At 70.0% G+C, this 15481-nt stretch carries 18 protein-coding genes and 1 tRNA gene; 4 read left to right on the top strand and 15 right to left on the bottom strand.

Annotated features, from left to right (window positions below; all coding sequences use genetic code 11):
• Nucleotides 1–2 precede the first annotated feature (2 nt).
• On the bottom strand, nt 3–584 hold the full coding sequence (locus AB0I28_RS09795; RefSeq protein WP_357491484.1) for a helix-turn-helix domain-containing protein: 582 nt from the start codon (nt 582–584) through the stop codon (nt 3–5).
• A 102-nt stretch (nt 585–686) separates the two neighbouring features.
• Between AB0I28_RS09795 and AB0I28_RS09790 the strand changes: the two genes are divergently transcribed.
• Nucleotides 687–1625, top strand: coding sequence for a DMT family transporter (locus AB0I28_RS09790; RefSeq protein WP_357491482.1), 939 nt, complete (start codon nt 687–689; stop codon nt 1623–1625).
• Nucleotides 1626–1639: 14 nt separating this feature from the next.
• On the opposite strand, the gene AB0I28_RS09785 is transcribed toward AB0I28_RS09790, so the two are convergent.
• From AB0I28_RS09785 to argS, 6 genes are all read right to left on the bottom strand, one after another.
• Entirely contained in the window at nt 1640–1822 is a 183-nt protein-coding gene (locus tag AB0I28_RS09785; RefSeq protein ID WP_357491480.1) for a hypothetical protein, read from the bottom strand.
• A gap of 144 nt (nt 1823–1966) precedes the next feature.
• Entirely contained in the window at nt 1967–2179 is a 213-nt protein-coding gene (locus AB0I28_RS09780; RefSeq protein ID WP_357491479.1) for a hypothetical protein, read from the bottom strand.
• Nucleotides 2180–2262: 83 nt separating this feature from the next.
• Nucleotides 2263–3309 (bottom strand): threonine synthase, encoded by a 1047-nt coding sequence (gene thrC, locus AB0I28_RS09775; RefSeq protein WP_357491971.1) that lies wholly within the window; start codon nt 3307–3309, stop codon nt 2263–2265.
• Between the two features lie 75 nt (nt 3310–3384).
• Entirely contained in the window at nt 3385–4653 is a 1269-nt protein-coding gene (locus AB0I28_RS09770; protein WP_357491969.1) for a homoserine dehydrogenase, read from the bottom strand.
• A gap of 31 nt (nt 4654–4684) precedes the next feature.
• The gene (gene lysA / locus AB0I28_RS09765) at nt 4685–6076 is read right to left on the bottom strand and encodes a diaminopimelate decarboxylase (protein WP_357491477.1); all 1392 of its coding nucleotides are present in this window, start codon (nt 6074–6076) and stop codon (nt 4685–4687) included.
• Nucleotides 6076–7728, bottom strand: a complete 1653-nt coding sequence (argS, locus tag AB0I28_RS09760; RefSeq protein WP_357491475.1) for an arginine--tRNA ligase — start codon at nt 7726–7728, stop codon at nt 6076–6078. Before argS ends, lysA begins: the two co-directional genes overlap by 1 nt.
• Nucleotides 7729–7806: 78 nt before the next feature.
• Here argS and AB0I28_RS09755 point away from each other — a divergent pair, with 78 nt between their 5' ends.
• From AB0I28_RS09755 to AB0I28_RS09745, 3 genes are all read left to right on the top strand, one after another.
• Complete coding sequence (locus AB0I28_RS09755; protein WP_357491473.1) at nt 7807–8421, top strand: DUF305 domain-containing protein; 615 nt, start codon at nt 7807–7809, stop codon at nt 8419–8421.
• Nucleotides 8422–8435: 14 nt separating this feature from the next.
• On the top strand, nt 8436–8888 hold the full coding sequence (locus tag AB0I28_RS09750) for a hypothetical protein (RefSeq protein ID WP_357491472.1): 453 nt from the start codon (nt 8436–8438) through the stop codon (nt 8886–8888).
• A 23-nt stretch (nt 8889–8911) separates the two neighbouring features.
• A tRNA-Arg gene (locus AB0I28_RS09745) sits at nt 8912–8983 on the top strand.
• A 134-nt stretch (nt 8984–9117) separates the two neighbouring features.
• On the opposite strand, the gene AB0I28_RS09740 is transcribed toward AB0I28_RS09745, so the two are convergent.
• From AB0I28_RS09740 to AB0I28_RS09705, 8 genes are all read right to left on the bottom strand, one after another.
• Nucleotides 9118–10569, bottom strand: a complete 1452-nt coding sequence (locus AB0I28_RS09740) for a site-specific integrase (protein WP_357491470.1) — start codon at nt 10567–10569, stop codon at nt 9118–9120.
• Nucleotides 10566–10736, bottom strand: coding sequence for a helix-turn-helix domain-containing protein (locus tag AB0I28_RS09735; protein WP_357491468.1), 171 nt, complete (start codon nt 10734–10736; stop codon nt 10566–10568). Before AB0I28_RS09735 ends, AB0I28_RS09740 begins: the two co-directional genes overlap by 4 nt.
• Nucleotides 10737–11227: 491 nt before the next feature.
• The gene (locus AB0I28_RS09730; protein ID WP_357491466.1) at nt 11228–12841 is read right to left on the bottom strand and encodes a YfjI family protein; all 1614 of its coding nucleotides are present in this window, start codon (nt 12839–12841) and stop codon (nt 11228–11230) included.
• Entirely contained in the window at nt 12838–13485 is a 648-nt protein-coding gene (locus tag AB0I28_RS09725) for a DNA cytosine methyltransferase (RefSeq protein ID WP_357491464.1), read from the bottom strand. The genes AB0I28_RS09730 and AB0I28_RS09725 overlap by 4 nt, the downstream gene beginning before the upstream one ends.
• Complete coding sequence (locus tag AB0I28_RS09720) at nt 13485–14387, bottom strand: bifunctional DNA primase/polymerase (protein ID WP_357491463.1); 903 nt, start codon at nt 14385–14387, stop codon at nt 13485–13487. Before AB0I28_RS09720 ends, AB0I28_RS09725 begins: the two co-directional genes overlap by 1 nt.
• Entirely contained in the window at nt 14380–14592 is a 213-nt protein-coding gene (locus AB0I28_RS09715; protein WP_357491461.1) for a hypothetical protein, read from the bottom strand. The genes AB0I28_RS09720 and AB0I28_RS09715 overlap by 8 nt, the downstream gene beginning before the upstream one ends.
• Nucleotides 14592–14894, bottom strand: a complete 303-nt coding sequence (locus AB0I28_RS09710) for a hypothetical protein (protein ID WP_357491459.1) — start codon at nt 14892–14894, stop codon at nt 14592–14594. Before AB0I28_RS09710 ends, AB0I28_RS09715 begins: the two co-directional genes overlap by 1 nt.
• Entirely contained in the window at nt 14894–15319 is a 426-nt protein-coding gene (locus tag AB0I28_RS09705) for a hypothetical protein (RefSeq protein ID WP_357491457.1), read from the bottom strand. Before AB0I28_RS09705 ends, AB0I28_RS09710 begins: the two co-directional genes overlap by 1 nt.
• Between the last annotated feature and the right edge of the window lie 162 nt (nt 15320–15481).

The raw sequence follows: 15481 nt of genomic DNA, 5'->3' as shown, positions 1-15481 counted from the left end.
CCTCAACCGAGCACACGGTGGGCGAGGCGGTCGAGCGCCGCCCCTATCTCCACTGTCGACAGTCGCCGCTGCTCGCGCTGGTAGCGGAAGACCTCGGGCGCCAGCGGCGCCAGCAGCGCGTCGACGAGCGCGTCCGGGTCGGGGGTCCCGGCGGCGACGAGCAGCGAGTGGACGTGGACGCGCCAGAACCCGTAGGCGCCGGTCGCCATGCGCGCGCTGCCGGTCTCGGCGCCCAGCACCAGCGGCAGGTGCCGGTCGAGCAGAGCGAGCATCGCCTCGTAGAAGGCCGCCAGCCTGTCCCCCGGTTCGGCGCCCGGCCCCAGCGGCGGTTCTCCTGACAGCAGCCGCTGCTGCAGCGCGCGCTCGTGCTCGTCGAGAAGAGCCATGGCGATCGACCCGACGTCGGGGTAGCGGCGGTACAAGGTGGCCCGGCCGACGCCCGCCTCCTTGGCGATCCGGTCCATCGTGACGGTGCCGGGATCGGCGGTGCTGAAGAGGCGTTCGGCCGCGGCGAGCACCCGGGCGCGGTTGCGGGCGGCGTCGGCCCTCTCGCGACCTTCCGGCGGCGAAGCGGCGATGTCCATGGGTCGATCCTAGACACCCTCGCCGATCAAGTGGACGCAGTGTCCGTTTATCTGCCTACACTAGGCGGACACACTGTCCACTTATCGCCGCCTGAAGGAACCATGCACCTCACACTCCTCGCCGCCGCCCTCCTCATCGGCTGCCTCCTCGCCGTCCAGGCCTCGGTGAACCTCCAGCTCAACGCCGCCGTCGGCACCCCGTACGGCGCCTCGGCCGTCCAGCTCGGCGTCGCCACCGGCCTCCTCGCGCTGGCCGCGTTGGTCACCGGCGCGTTCGGAGCGTTCGGCCACCTCGCCGACGTCGAGCCCTGGCACCTCCTCGGCGGGCTCGCCAGCCCTCTCTACATCACCAGCGGGATCCTGCTGTTCCCCCGGATCGGTGCGCTGGCCGCCGTCGGCCTGTTCGTCACGGGGCAGATGTTCGCCTCACTGGCCCTCGACCTGTTCGGGCTGCTCGGCGTCGCCCGGCAGCCGCTGAGCGCCGGAACGGTCCTCGGCGCCCTCGCCGTCCTGGGCGGCATCACCATCGTCATCAGGGGCGCCAAGCGCTCGGCGCCGACCGCGACGCCGGCCCCGCAAGGCGTCGGCAGGGCCGGCTGGGTCCTGCTCGGACTGATCGCCGGCGCGGTGCTCCCCGTCCAGGGCGCCGTCAACGGGCGGCTGCGCGCCGACCTCGATGAGCCGCTGGCCGTGGCCGTCGTCAGCTTCGTCGTCGCCACGACCACCATCGCGATCGTCCTGCTGGTGCTGCGCGCCCTCGACCGCACGCCCGCCCCGAAGCTCGGCGCGCTGGGCAAGGTGCCGTGGTGGGGCTGGCTCGGCGGTGCCTGCGCGGCCGTCTACGTCACCGCGACCTTCCTGCTGATCCCCGAGATCGGCGCCGCCACGACGATCGCGCTGACCGTGACCGGCCAGCAGCTCGCGTCGGCGCTCATCGACCACTTCGGACTGTTCCGGCTTCCCCGCCGGCCGCTCAACCCCGGTCGCTTGACGGGGCTGGCGTTGCTGGTCGCCGGGTCGCTGGCGATCCAGCTCGGGTGAGGCGTCCGCCGCCCTCAGGCCACGCCGGCCTCGTCGAGGATGCGCTCCATCACCGGCACGGGCAGGTTCGGGTTGCGGGCGGCGGCCTGGGAGGTCGCGGGGTCGTCGAGCAGTTCGAGGACACGCGGGAGTGGAAGTCGCGGGTCCCCGGCGACGACGCGGCGCAGGTCCGGATCGCGACCGAAGTCCTCGATCACGGACTGGTCCAGGTCGTCGTCGGTGGCGAGCAGCGCGACCAGTTCGCTGGTGAGGCGCGGGTTACAGGCCGCCGAGCGGCGCAGGCCGATGTGAGCGGAGTGCGCCGCGGTCGAGAGCAGGTCGAGATCCTCGCTCTCGGTGATCTACGTCAGTCGGCGCAACCGGTCTTGCGGTTTCACCTCGTAGTCGACCGCCGCGCGCTCGGCCTCCGTGAGGCCGGGGTGCATGGAGACGTGGAGACGAACGTAGGGATCCGGGTCGGAACCCAGCGCGACCCCGAGTTCGCGCGGCAGATTCGGGTTGCCGACCACGCCTTTCGCCCGCAACGTCGGCAGAGCGCCGGGCCCGCCAGACATAAACATTGCTTATCGCCCTACCTCCCCCAAACCAAAGGCGCCCGGCCACCGCCGGGCGCCCCGAAAACCCAAAACCCGAACCCCTACAACCCCAGCGACCGCGCCGCCGCGACCACGTCGACCTTGATCGTCTCCGGCGACGGCGCGCACGCCACCGCCCAGTCGGGATCCTTCAGCCCGTGCCCGGTCACCGTGCACACCACGCGCGAGCCCCGCGCGATCGTCCCGTCCTCGACGGCGGCGAGCATCCCCGCGACCGAGGCCGCGCTGGCGGGCTCGACGAACACGCCCTCACTTCGCGGCAGCATCCGGTACGTCGACAGGATCTCGCGGTCGGTGACCGCGCGGATCTGCCCGCCGGAGTCGTCGCGCGCATCGATGGCCTGCCCCCACGAGGCGGGGTTGCCGATGCGGATGGCGGTGGCGATGGTCTGCGGCTCGCGCACCACTTCCCCACCGACCAGCGGCGAGGCGCCCTGCGCCTGCACACCGATCATCTTCGGCGTCTTCGTCGCGTTGCCCGCCGCATGGTCCTCGGTGTAACCCATCCAGTAGGCGGTGATGTTGCCGGCGTTGCCGACCGGGAGGCAGTGCACGTCGGGCGCGTCGCCCAGAGCGGCGACGATCTCGAAGGACGCCGTCTTCTGCCCCTGCAGGCGGTCGGGGTTGACCGAGTTCACCAGCGAGACGGGGTAGTCGATGGACAGCTTCGTGGCCAGCGCGAGGCAGTCGTCGAAGTTCCCGTCGACCTGAAGCAGCTTGGCGCCGTGGGCGAGCGCCTGCCCGAGCTTCCCGAGCGCGATCTTGCCCTGCGGCACCAGCACCGCGCACGTGATGCCCGCACGGGCGGCGTAGGCGGCGGCCGAGGCGGACGTGTTGCCCGTCGAGGCGCAGATGACGGCCTTGGCGCCGTCCTCGACGGCCTTCGACACCGCCAGCGTCATCCCCCGGTCCTTGAAGGAACCGGTCGGGTTGGCGCCCTCGACCTTCAGGTAGACGTCGCAGCCCGTGCGGGCCGACAGCCCCGGCGCGGGCAGCAGCGGAGTGTTTCCTTCGTAGAGAGTGATGACGGGGGTGTCCGCGGTGACCGGGAGCCGGTCGCGGAACCCTTCGATGAGGCCCTTCCAGATCACTGCGCTTGTCGCCTTCTACGAGCCGCGCGGCGCGAGGCCGCCCGGCGGGCAAATTCCAGGGGTGCCACGGAGCTAACCGCCTTCTACGCGCATCACGCTGGCCACCTGCCGCACCGCGGGCAGCTTCGCGAGTTCGTCGACCGTCGCGGCGAGGGCCGCGTCGGTGGCCTGGTGCGTGACGACGACCAGCAGCGCGTCGTCGTCGCGGCCGTCCTGGCGGACGGTCTGGATGCTGACGTCGTGGTCGGCGAAGACCTGCGCCGCGGCGGCGAGCACGCCCGCCTCGTCCTCGACGTCGAGGGAGATGTGGTACCTCGTGGTGACGTCGCCCATGGGCCGCACGGCGAGGTCGGCGTAGGTCGACTCGCTGGCCGCGCGGGCGCCGGAGCGCCGGTTGCGGGCGACGGCGACGATGTCGCCGAGGACGGCCGAGGCGGTCGGCGCCCCACCGGCTCCGGCGCCGTAGAACATCAGCCGCCCGGCGGCCTCGGCCTCGACGAACACGGCGTTGTAGGCACCGTTGACGCCGGCGAGGGGGTGGCTCTTGGGGATCATCGCCGGGTGGACGCGCACGGTGACGTCGTCGCCCTCGCGGGTGGCGATGCACAGCAGCTTGACCACGCAGCCCATCTGCTCGGCGCTGGCCACGTCGGAGGCGCTGACCTCGGTGATGCCCTCGCGGTAGACGTGGGCCGCGCCGACGCGCGTGTGGAACGCCAGCCCGGCCAGGATCGCGGCCTTCGAGGCGGCGTCGAAGCCCTCGATGTCGGCGGTCGGGTCGGCCTCGGCGTAACCGAGGTCGCCGGCCTCGTCGAGCGCCTCGGCGAAGGTCGCGCCCGTCTCGGTCATCCGCGACAGGATGAAGTTGGTCGTCCCGTTGACGATGCCCATCACCTTGGTGATGCGGTCGCCGTGCAGGGACTCGCGCAGGGGCCTCAGCAGCGGGATCGCCGCGGCGACCGAGGCCTCGTAGTAGAGGTCGACGCCGGCGACGGCGGCGGCGTCGTGGAGCGTGCCGCCGTCCTCGGCCAGCAGCGCCTTGTTCCCGGTGACGACGCTCTTCCCGCCGGCCATGGCCGTCGTGATCCACGTTCGCGCCGGCTCGATCCCGCCGACTAGCTCGACCACGATGTCCACGTCGGCGCGCGACACCAGGGCCTGCGCGTCGGCGGTGAACAGTTCCCTGCGCACGGGCAGGTCGCCGCGGTCCTTGTCCGGACGGCGTACGGCGATCCCGGCGAGCTCGAGCGGCTCACCGATCCGTGCGGCGAGGTCGTCGGCCTGTTCGTGCAGCAGCCGGACCACCTCGGTACCGACGTTGCCGCATCCGAGCAGCGCTATCTTCACCGCTTCACTCCTTCACCCGTGCGACTCACCCGACATCGAGCCGCAGCAGGTCCTCTTCGGTTTCGCGACGCACGATCACCCGTGCGGCGCCGTCGTGCACCGCGAGCACCGGTGGCCGCGGTACGTGGTTGTAATTGCTCGCCATGCTCCGGCTGTACGCCCCGGTGCCGGGTACGGCGATCAGATCTCCCGGCGAAACGTCCGCCGGCAGGAACTCATCCTTAACAACTATGTCCCCGGACTCGCAATGTTTTCCCACCACGCGGGCGAGGAGCGCCGAGGTCTCGGAGACGCGGGAGGCGAGCGTCGCCGAGTAGTTCGCGTCGTACAGGGCGGTGCGGATGTTGTCGCTCATGCCGCCGTCGACGCTGACGTAGGTGCGCGAGGCGCCGAAGTCGAGGCCGACCTGCTTGACGGTGCCGACCTCGTAGAGCGTGAAGGTCGAGGGCCCGGAGATGGCGCGGCCGGGCTCGACCGACAGGTGAGGGGTCGCCAGGTCGTAGGCGGAGCACTCGTGGTCGACGATCTTGCGCAGGTGGTCGGCGATCTCCATCGGCGCGATCGGGTCGTCCTGGGTGGTGTAGGCCATGCCGTAACCGCCGCCGAGGTCGAGTTCGGGCAGTTCGACGCCGTGCTCGTCGCGGATGTCGGCCTGCAGGCCCAGCACCCGGCGGGCGGCGACCTCGAAGGCCGAGGTGTCGAAGATCTGCGAGCCGATGTGCGAGTGCAGGCCGCGCAGGTCGAGCACGCCCTCGGCGAGGATCTTGCGGGCGGCGTCGGCGGCCTCGGGCACCGCAAGGCCGAACTTCTGGTCCTCGTGCGCGGTGGCGATGTAGGCGTGCGTGTGCGCCTCGACGCCGACCTTCGTGCGGATGAGGACCTTCGGGCGGACCCCGTGCTCGCGGGCGATGTCGGTGAGCCGGTCGATCTCGTGGAAGGAGTCCAGCACGATCCGCCCGACCCCGGCCTCGACGGCCCTGGTCAGCTCGGACACCGACTTGTTGTTGCCGTGCAGGCCGATCCGCTCGGGCGGGAAACCCACCGCGAGCGCGACGGCCAGTTCGCCGCCGCTGCACACGTCGAGGTTCAGGCCCTCCTCGTGGACCCAGCGCACGACCGCCTTGCACAGGAAGGACTTCCCGGCGTAGTAGACGTCGGCGCCGGCGAAGGCGTCGCGGTACTCGCGCAGCCGTGCGCGGAAGTCGGCCTCGTCGAGGATGTAGGCGGGCGTGCCGAACTCGGCGGCGAGCTCGGTTACCGAGACCCCGCCGACCTCGAGCGCGCCGTCGTCGCCGCGCCTGACGGTCTTGGCCCACAACTGCGGGAGGAGGATGTTGACGTCTTCTGGTTCGCGCAACCACGCGGGAGCCGGCTGCGCCGCCTCCGCGTGCATGGCGCCCGCTTCGTGCGCGCGCATTACATCCTTTCCGGTGCGGAGACGCCGAGCAGACGCAGGCCGTTGGCGAGTACGACGCGGGTCGCGTCCATCAGCCACAGCCGGGCGCGACCGGTCTCGGTGAACTCCTCGTCGCCGCGCGGGAGGACCCGGCAGGCGTCGTAGAAACGGTGGTAGGCCCCGGCGAGGTCCTCCAGGTAGCGCGCGACCCGGTGGGGTTCGCGCAGTTCGGCGGCGGTGGTGACCACGGCCGGGAACTCGCCGAGCGCCTTGAGCAGGTCGCCTTCGCGGGGGTGGACCAGCAGGGCGGCGTCGTAGGTGTCACCGAACTCGATGCCGAGCTCGGCGGCGCTGACCAGGATCTGGTTGATGCGCGAGTGGGCGTACTGGACGTAGAAGACCGGGTTGTCGTTGCTCTTGCGGGCCCACAGGTCCAGGTCGAGGTCGATCGTGGAGTCGCTGGAGTAGCGCGCCAGGGCGTAGCGGCTGGCGTCGACGCCGATGGCGTCGACCACGTCGTCGATGCTGATGATCGTGCCCGCGCGCTTGCTGAGCTTGACCGGCTCGCCGTCGCGCAGGAGGTTGACCATCTGGCCGATGAGGATCTCAAGAGTCTGCGACGGGTCGTCGCCGAAACACGAGACCATGGCCTTCATGCGGCCGATGTAGCCGTGGTGGTCGGCGCCGAGCATGATCACGACCTTGTCGAAGCCGCGCTCGCGCTTGTCGAGGTAGTAGGCGCAGTCGGCGGCGAAGTAGGTCCAGGAGCCGTTCGAGCGGACGATGACACGGTCCTTGTCGTCGCCGTAGTCGCTCGACCGCAGCCAGGTCGCGCCGTCCTTCTCGTAGATGTTGCCCTGCTCGCGCAGGCGCTCCAGGGCGCGGTCGAGCTCGCCCTTGACGTGCAGGTCGCGCTCGTTGAAGTAGACGTCGAAGTGCGTGCCGAAGTCGGCGAGGGACTTCTTCACCTCGGCGAACATGAGCGTGATGCCCTCGACGCGGAAGAACTCGCGCGGGTCGTCCTTGGCGAGGGCGTCGGGATGCGCCTCGACGATGGTGGCGGCCAGCTCGGCGATGTACTCGCCCTTGTAGCCGTTCTCCGGGGTCGGCTCGCCCTTCGCGGCGGCGACCAGGGACGCCGAGAAGTGGTCGATCTGGGTGCCGGCGTCGTTGAAGTAGTACTCGGTGGTGACCTCGGCGCCGGCGAACTTGAGGATGCGGCCGAGGGCGTCGCCGACGGCGGCCCAGCGCACCCCGCCGATGTGGACGGGGCCGGTCGGGTTGGCCGAGACGAACTCCAGGTTCAGCTTCTGACCGGTGAAGGCGTCGCTGGAGCCGTAGGCGGTGCCCGCGGCGACCACGGAGCCGGCGATCTGGCCCGTCGCGGCGGCGGCGAGACGGATGTTGAGGAAGCCGGGGCCGGCGATGTCGACGGCGGAGATGCCGTCGACCTTGGCGAGCTCGGCGGCGATGGACTCGGCGAGCGCGCGCGGGGGCCGGCCGACCTTCTTGGCGAGCTGGAGACACAGCGTCGAGGCGTAGTCGCCGTGCTCGGGCTGGCGGGGTCGCTCGACCGTGGTGGCCGACGGCAGCGCCGAGGCGTCGAGTCCCTGGGCGGCAAAGGCCGCCTGAGCAGCGGTGAGTACGTGTTCGGCGAGCATCTCGGGAGTCACCCGGTCATGGTATCCGCGCTATTCTCGGGGCCGCGACGCGATAACCCCCGGCGCGCCCCGACACTTCACGAGGAACCGATGCGACAGCACCTGCGGCAGCGTCCGCTGATCACTCTCGGGCTCGCCGTCGCGCTGGCGCTGGCCCTCGGTCTGGCGATCGGGGTGACCATCGCGCGGCCGGCGTCGCCGGGTGACGACTCGGCCGAAGCGGGCTTCGCGCGGGACATGATCGTGCACCACTCCCAGGCCGTGAACATGGGGATGATGGAGTACCGCAACGGCGAGGATCCCGACACGCGGCGCTTCGGGTACGACATCGGGCTGACCCAGCAGGCGCAGATCGGGATCATGAAGACCTGGCTGTCGGACTGGGGGCTGAACCCCACCACCACCGAACCCGCCATGGGATGGATGGACGGCGAGATGACGCTGGTCGACGGCCGCATGCCGGGCATGGCGTCGCCGGAGGACATCGAGCGGCTCGACGCCGCCAGGGGCAAGGACTCCGACATCCTGTTCGCGCAGCTGATGATCCAGCACCACCTCGGAGGGGTCCACATGGCCGATGCGGTACTCGACCGTTCGGACGATCCTCGGGTGACGCACCTCGCAGAGGTTATGAAGAACGGGCAGCAAAGCGAAATCGCCGCCCTCCGCGACAAGCTGACCGCTCTCGGGGCGCCAGCGACGTAGGAAGTCTTCCCCTCATGAGCTACCCATCCCCTCCCCCGCCCCCTCCCGACGCGTGGCCCCCACCCCCGCCCCACCACACGCGCCCCTCACCCCCACCCCCCGGCAGCTGGCCCCCACGCCCCTCCCTGGAGGCCCCCACCGCCGAGATCCCCCGCATCCCCACAGCCCGCACCCCCCTCATCGGCCCACCCCCCACCGCCCCCCGCCTCGACCCCACCCCGCCCGCAACCCCCGCACCCCCCGCGACACCACCCCGCCGCGAAGCCGAGACCGGGTTCATCAAGCTCAACCGCGTACTCGCCACCATCGCCGTCATCGTCGGCACAGTGCTACTGGTACTGGCCATCCTCTGGACCCTCACCTGGCTCCGCGACAAGGCCGAGGAGGACAAGTACGACGACTACGGCCACCCCGCCGCCACCACCCAGACCGCACCGCGATACCCAGCGGCGGCCCCACGCGGGTGACTGGTAATCTCGTCTGGTCCCGAGCCCCCGTAGCTCAGGGGATAGAGCATCGCCCTCCGGAGGCGTGTGCGCAGGTTCGAATCCTGCCGGGGGCACAGCCCTAAGACCAGCAAAAACCCCGCCTGACCAGCAGTGATGCTGACAGGCGGGGTTTTTGGCGTGTGCGGGTGGGTGCGAGGTTTGGCGGTCAGTAGCGGCTATCTGTGGACGACCTGTGGACGGGACTTAGTTAGGTGGCTTCGCCACTCCCCTCGATCGGCTCGTCTTCGGGACCGTCGGGACCGTCGCCGCCGAACACGCCGTCCATCTTGCTGTTCCACTGCGTGTCGAACCCTTCCAGCACCCGCGAATACACGCGGTGGAGAACTTCCACGCTGTGGCCGGCCCACTCGGCTACCTGCCGGTCGGGTACCCCGGCGTACAAGCGGGCTGAAACACCGGAGTGTCGAAGCACGTAGGTGCTCTTGAGCAGGGCCGTACCCCGGTCGACCGGCGTGAGCCCGAACCCGCGCGCAGCGCTCCACACTCGCCAGTACGTGGACGGCAGGATGCGCGTGCGGTTGAGGGTGCGAAACAGCCGCCCGTCGCCGGCCGTGCCGAACCTCGCAAGGTGATCCCTGAGCAGACTCACCAGCCGCGGCGGGATCGGGACGACGCGCACGGCCTTCTCTCCCCTGTGTTTCAGCGCTCTGACCTCGTGAGCGTCGCCGTCGTCGGTCCACGCGGCCCCGGGAGCCGCGGCGGCTCTGGCGAACAGTAGCCGTCCCCACCCCTTTGCCGGTAGCTCGCATTGGTCGCGGCGGAGGTCGGCGACCTCTTCGGGCCGGGCCATGGCGTAGTAGACCGTTGCGAAGAACGCCACGAAGCGCGGCCCCTGGCTGCGACCGACGTAGCTCACGGCGGTGAGCATCCGCTCGACCTGGTCGACGTTGCCGACCGATCGCGGGTCGATCGCGTCCTCTACTTCCAGGGTGGAGGGCTTCTGCCAGTTCAGTTCGGGGTCATCGAGCGGAACGGTAGCCAGCCGTTTGCGAGCGACGGCGTAGGCCAGCATGTTGTAGAGGATCCGGCGGCGCTTGGAGTAGTACGACGCGGACGCCGGCTTGCCGTCCTGCTTGCGGCTGAGGGCATCGAGCAGCGCCCGAAGCTTCGCGAGGTCGGCGAGGTCCGTCAGGGGCGGCGCGTTGTCGGCGGCCCATTGCAGCGCCGCGGCGGTGCATTCGGCGGCGACCAGGCTACGGTCGCGGGTGTTGAAGGCGTGCCGATAGAGCGCCTGCCGGAGCGTCGTCGCGTCGGGCCGGTCGGGACGTTCGGGCAGCAGCGCGCACGTAACGTCGGTGAGGACTTCGGCCAGCGCCTTGCGGCGGTTGCCGGCCGACACCGGCCACTTGTGGTCGATGTACTCGGCGAAGTGGGCGTGGGTGCTGACTGCGTTGGCGGCAGCGAGCCTCGCGTGTTCCTTCAGCGCGAGCTTGACGGGCAGGCCGGTCAGGACGTCGAAGGGCTCGCCGTTCTGCGCGGCGTCCTGCAACCTGTTTCGAAAGCCCTTCGCCAGGCCCAGCGTCCGGAACACCTTGCTGCGCGTCTTATCCGCGACCCTCCACCGGACGTTGAACGGGTTGGTCTTGCTGTCCTTCCGCTCGCGAACCTCGTAGATCGCCACGTCATAGCTGGTGTTCACGCGACCTCCTGAGGAAGCGAGTCAAGCCACGCGCTGTAGTCGGCGCGGCTGATGCGGAGTTGCCCGTTGGGCAGCCGCCGGCACTTCGGGGTGCGGCCGTCGGCGCGCCATTCCTGCCAGGTGCGGCGAGCGACGCCGAGGTCGGTCAGGATTTCGTCGACGGTCATCCACCCCCGAACGCTGGGTGTACGAGGCGGCGCGGTGGTCGTGCGGGGCATGATGTGGGTGCTCCTGTCAGGAGTGGCGGCCCCGGTGAGCTTCCAGGCATGTGCCGGGGCCGCGTTTTGGTTGGACGTGACGGGCGATCCGGCACGAAGGCCGGTTGTGTGAGGGTCGGTGCGGAGTGCCGACAGAGACACACTGAGCGGGTTTCGCATGACCCGTTGAGAGGTCCGTACAGGCCCTATCGGGTGGGTTTGCATAGTCCACATAGGGTCTGGCTTGAAATCGGGTATTCTGTAGGGCTTCTGTCGACTGTGGATCACGGTGGTTCGGGCGGCGGCGGCCGTGGCCGGAGACCCTGCCGCAGCGCCGGAGGCCGATTTGGCAATGACACCGTGACAATCGCTTGATCGGCGGGTGTTTCCGCTGGTCAAGGCGGGTCTGCGAGTGTCATTGACGGCAATGACACGGTGATGACACCGATGACACTTCCGGGTCACCGGGCGCCGTTTGTCACTGCTGTCATTGGGGTGTCATTCGTGTCAATGACACTTCCAAGTGGCCTCTGACCTGCAGAGAAGGCGCTCTCAAGCGCGTTTGTCACTGTGTCATTGGATTTTCGGAGTTCGGCGGCCTGCGGGTGAAGTTCGTAGGTCGTGCCCTGCACCGGTCGAACCCAGCCGAGGGCCGCGAGGTCGTTCAGCGCCTCGGTGACGACGGCGGCGGTCGGCAGCTTGGCTTGGACTCGCCGTTGGAGCTCGCGGCGGGTAAAGGTGTTCATGTCCTTGTCGGTGAGGACGCCGAGTACGTAGGCGAGGGTGCCGGTCGCGGGGTCGGAGGCGGCGGTGTGCATCGCGGCGCGGTAGTGCAGCGCCAGGGTGTCCCCCAGCTCCACCGAGGCCGTCATGGTCTCGGCCGAGATCGGGTGGTCGCCGGCGTGGGTGAGGTGTCGGGCGGTGTGGAGCAGCGCCGCCAGCCGAAGCGTGAGCCCCACGAGCTTCGCCGACCACTCCGGCGTCTCCCGGAGGTCACCGCCGGGCCGTAGCCGTACCTCGACCTGCTGTGCCCACTCGGCGCGCACGGCCTGCGCGTCGGGTGCCAGCGTTAGCGTCACCGCGTCGGACTGCTCTGCGAAGTGCATCGCCAGAGCGGTCATGCGCCGGGTATAGGTGTCGGCGACGGCTTCGGGCACCGGGGCGGCTTCGGGGTCACGCCATCCGGCATAGGACGCGGGCATGGTGATGACGAACCGCGCCACGAGCCCTTTGCCGGTCAGGTCAGCGTTCCCGCCGAGGGCGCGCAGCACCGACGGCTGAATCATCACGCCCACGGTCAGCGCGGGCTTGTCGATGTATTCCGTGTCGCGCCCGCGGCGGTCGACGCGCATCGGGGAACCGGCGTGTCCTTTCAGGTAGGGGTCGAGGTTCGGTGCCGCGGAGTACCGGCCGGAGATGACGTCGACGATTCCGCCTTCGTCGGAGATGACCGCCAGGCGCCCACCGTTAGCGGCCATGAGCCCGGTAAGTGCTTCGGGCGTGGCGTCGTCGGTGAGCAAGCGAGGTTCGACCGGTACGGCAATCTCGGCGGCGGAAAGAGCGGCTGAAACAGCTTCGGCGGTGAGCTGGTCTCGCCGGTCGCTGTCGGCGCGAGCCGCATCCGACTTGGCTTTCTCCGCGGCCCGCTCGGCGATCTCGCGCATGGCCGCGGCTTCGGCGGCCAACGGCGCGATCCGCTCGGCGAGCATCCTCTCAGCGGCCACCAGGGGCCGCGTGAACATCCCGTGGACTGGCGTCTTGCGCTCACCGGGCGCAGCAACCGCCGCAGTGAACAGGCACACCGGTTCGACCCATCCGGGCTTGGCTTCGACTTCGACGCGGCCGGCCGCGCACGCCGAGAGCGCCGACAGGGCAACGGTCGTCGCCATCGTCGGATCGGTCTGCGTGAAGTGCGCCGCGGCGGCAATCATGTCGCGCACCCACTCAGGGAACCCGGTCGTCGGCAACGGTGGGCACGGCGGCGGACCCGACAGCGGAACGGGGATGTCCCAACCCGCCGCGGCCGACGGTGGTTCGGTGGTCGTGGGGATGCCGGTCCAGTCGTATTCGGTCATGTCGTCACCTCCATGCGGATGCTGTTGAGGAGTTGGGTTCCGATGGTCTTGGCGTAGGGGACGGGGATGGCTTCGCGGATGCCGTCGCGGTTGGCCCAGGGCATGCCCATGTCGGCGCGGGCGTCGGCTACGCCGGGGAAGTTGCCGACGTAGTGGGCGAACTCGCCGGGTTTGCGGGGGCGGCCCATCTTGGCCAGCGGCGCCAGGTGCACCGGGTGTCCTGGCGGGGTGAGGGTGAACCCGCCGCCGGTTTCGAAGAGCCTGTGACGGTAGGTGCGCAGCCCGAACATGGCTCCGCACAACAGCACCGGATGGCGAAGCTCTGTGCGTGCCTCTTCCACGTTTTCGATGACCCACGGGCGCCCGGTGGCGGTCATGAGGTCGCGGGTCGGAGCGATCAGCCGCGGGTGCTTGCGTTGCTGGATCCGCCACGCCTTGGTGAAGGCCTGGCAGGGCGGGCCTCCGGTGATCGCGTCGTACTCAGACCCGTGTGCGGCGAGGTATTCGAGGGCATCGCCTTGCACGAAGGTGAAGGGGTAGCGGGGCTGGGCGAACAGGTCCACCCCGGTGACGTCCCACCCGGCTGCGGCATAACCGGCGGATGCTCCGCCCTGCCCGCAGTAGAGGTCAAGCAAACGCGGCATCACCCACTCACCTCCGCGAAGGTGCGGGGCCGCTTCGCGCCGGCACGCAGTCCGGACGCGATGGTTTTGCGGCTGGCGATGACGGGCAGGCCGACGGCGACCGCGGCGCGCTCCAGCTCCGCAGCCGCGCGTGTTTCAGCCATGACCCCACCGGCGACCAGTTGCCCGAGGTTCTGCGCGGACATGAACAGTGCGTTGTTGCGGCCGGTCTTGTCGCGGGCGGCCTGCCGGATCACCTCGACCTGGCGGGCGATGACCGCAGCGATGTAGCGCTCCTTGCGGTCCCCGGTGCCCGGCTTGAGCTGCACTGGCGGCGGGGGCAGCGGAGGCGGTGCGGGAGTCAGCGCCGTGACCAGCCAGGCGGGAAGCGGCGCCGGATCCCGGTCGTAGACGGTCGTGTAGGTGCTGCCGTCGGCGAGGATCGTTCCGGCGGCGACGACGTAGCCGCCGTTCGCGCGGGTGTCGATGAGCGGCCCGAGCCCCTGTCCCTTGTCGCCGGAGGTGTTGCGGAGGTCCGCGCCGGCAGGCGCCTGGAAGTAGAGGTGAGTACCGCCGGAGGCGGTTCGTGTCGTGTGAGTGTCGAGCGGCACGGCCTGTCCGGCGCGCTCGGCGAGCACGCACAGCACGTCGGCGCCGTCGAAGACACCGACCATCGACCACGCCGGCGGCCACTCGAATCCGGGCTTGGGCCGGTCGAGGTCGACCACGATCAGGCGCGAGGGGCCGCAGGCGATGCCGACGCCGAACGGTCCGGCCTTCCAGCACCGTTCGATCCGGGCGGCGTCGATGGTGGCGCGGTTCTCCCAGTCGCGCACGGCCGGGCGCTTCTCTCCGGGCTTAAGTGGGAAGACGTGCCAGCCGCGTTCGGCGGCGGCGAGGGCGGCAGCGAGGTGGTCAGACATCGTCGTCTCCTTCGGGCCAGTCGGTGAAGTCGTCGCAGACGCAGTCCTCTACGCCGTCGTAAGAGGGGGCGATGCCGCAGCCGGGGCAGCAGTCGCAGGCGGCTTCCCAGCAGAATCGGCAGCGCAAGCCGGTGCTGACTTCGCGGCAGACGCCGGCGTAGGCGGCTTCCTCGGTCGCTTGGATCTGGGCGTCTTCGGGTTTCATCAGGCGCTTCCTTCCTCGCTGGAGTCGGAACGGGTCAGGACGGTTCCGCAGTGTCGACAGCAGATGTCGGGGGTTCGGCCGGCGGCGCATTCGCGGCAGAGAACGCGAGTGCAGGTGATGGCTTCGGTCAGCTCCCATCCGTCGATGAGCGTCCAGCCGTCGCCGGTGAGTTGGTCGCGCCAGGGCTCGCCGGCGGCGTCGTCGGGGCTGAGGGTGAGTGGTTCGGTGCGGGTGCCTTCCCAGTCCTGGCCGCACGTGTCGCAGCAGATGACGACGGTGATGGTGCGGTCGATGACGTACATCAGCCGCTTCCTTCCCGACGCGCGTTGCGGATGTGGGCGGCGGCGTTGGTCATGAGCGCCTGGACGTCGGTGATGATCTGGTGTTTGAGGAGCCGGTCGGGCATGCGCCAGACGTGGAGGGCGTGGCCGAGGTGCTGCCAGGTGGGTTCGACCGAATCGGCCCAGCCGCGCGGGGCGAGGTCGGCGAAGGTCAGGTAGTCCATGAGCGCGTAGGCGCAGGCGTCGACGAGGGCGTGATGCTCGATCGGGGTACCAAACGCGGCGACGCCGCGGGCGGTGTCGAGGAAGGCGCGGTGGACACAGCGCCAGACCGGGAAGGCGTCGCCGGGCCACTGCCGGGCGAGGTAGCCGAAGCGCAGCGATGCGGGGTGGAACATCATGGCGGGGTCGAACACGAGCGGGGTCGTGTGGGGCGTTTTTGGCACAGCGGGTCTCCAGACATGGTGTTGGGTGTTTTCGCGGTGCGGACTGCTACCGCGCAGGTGAGAACTGGTTTCGGGGTGCTCCCTGGGGCTGCTTCCTACCTGCTCCCGGGGTGCTACGGGAGCAGTGCGGGAGCACCCCGGGAGCAGGGGTAGGGAGCACCC

This window comes from Phytomonospora sp. NPDC050363 (assembly GCF_040655735.1).
Classification (GTDB): domain Bacteria; phylum Actinomycetota; class Actinomycetes; order Mycobacteriales; family Micromonosporaceae; genus Phytomonospora.
This window is presented reverse-complemented; position numbering and strand designations above follow the sequence as displayed.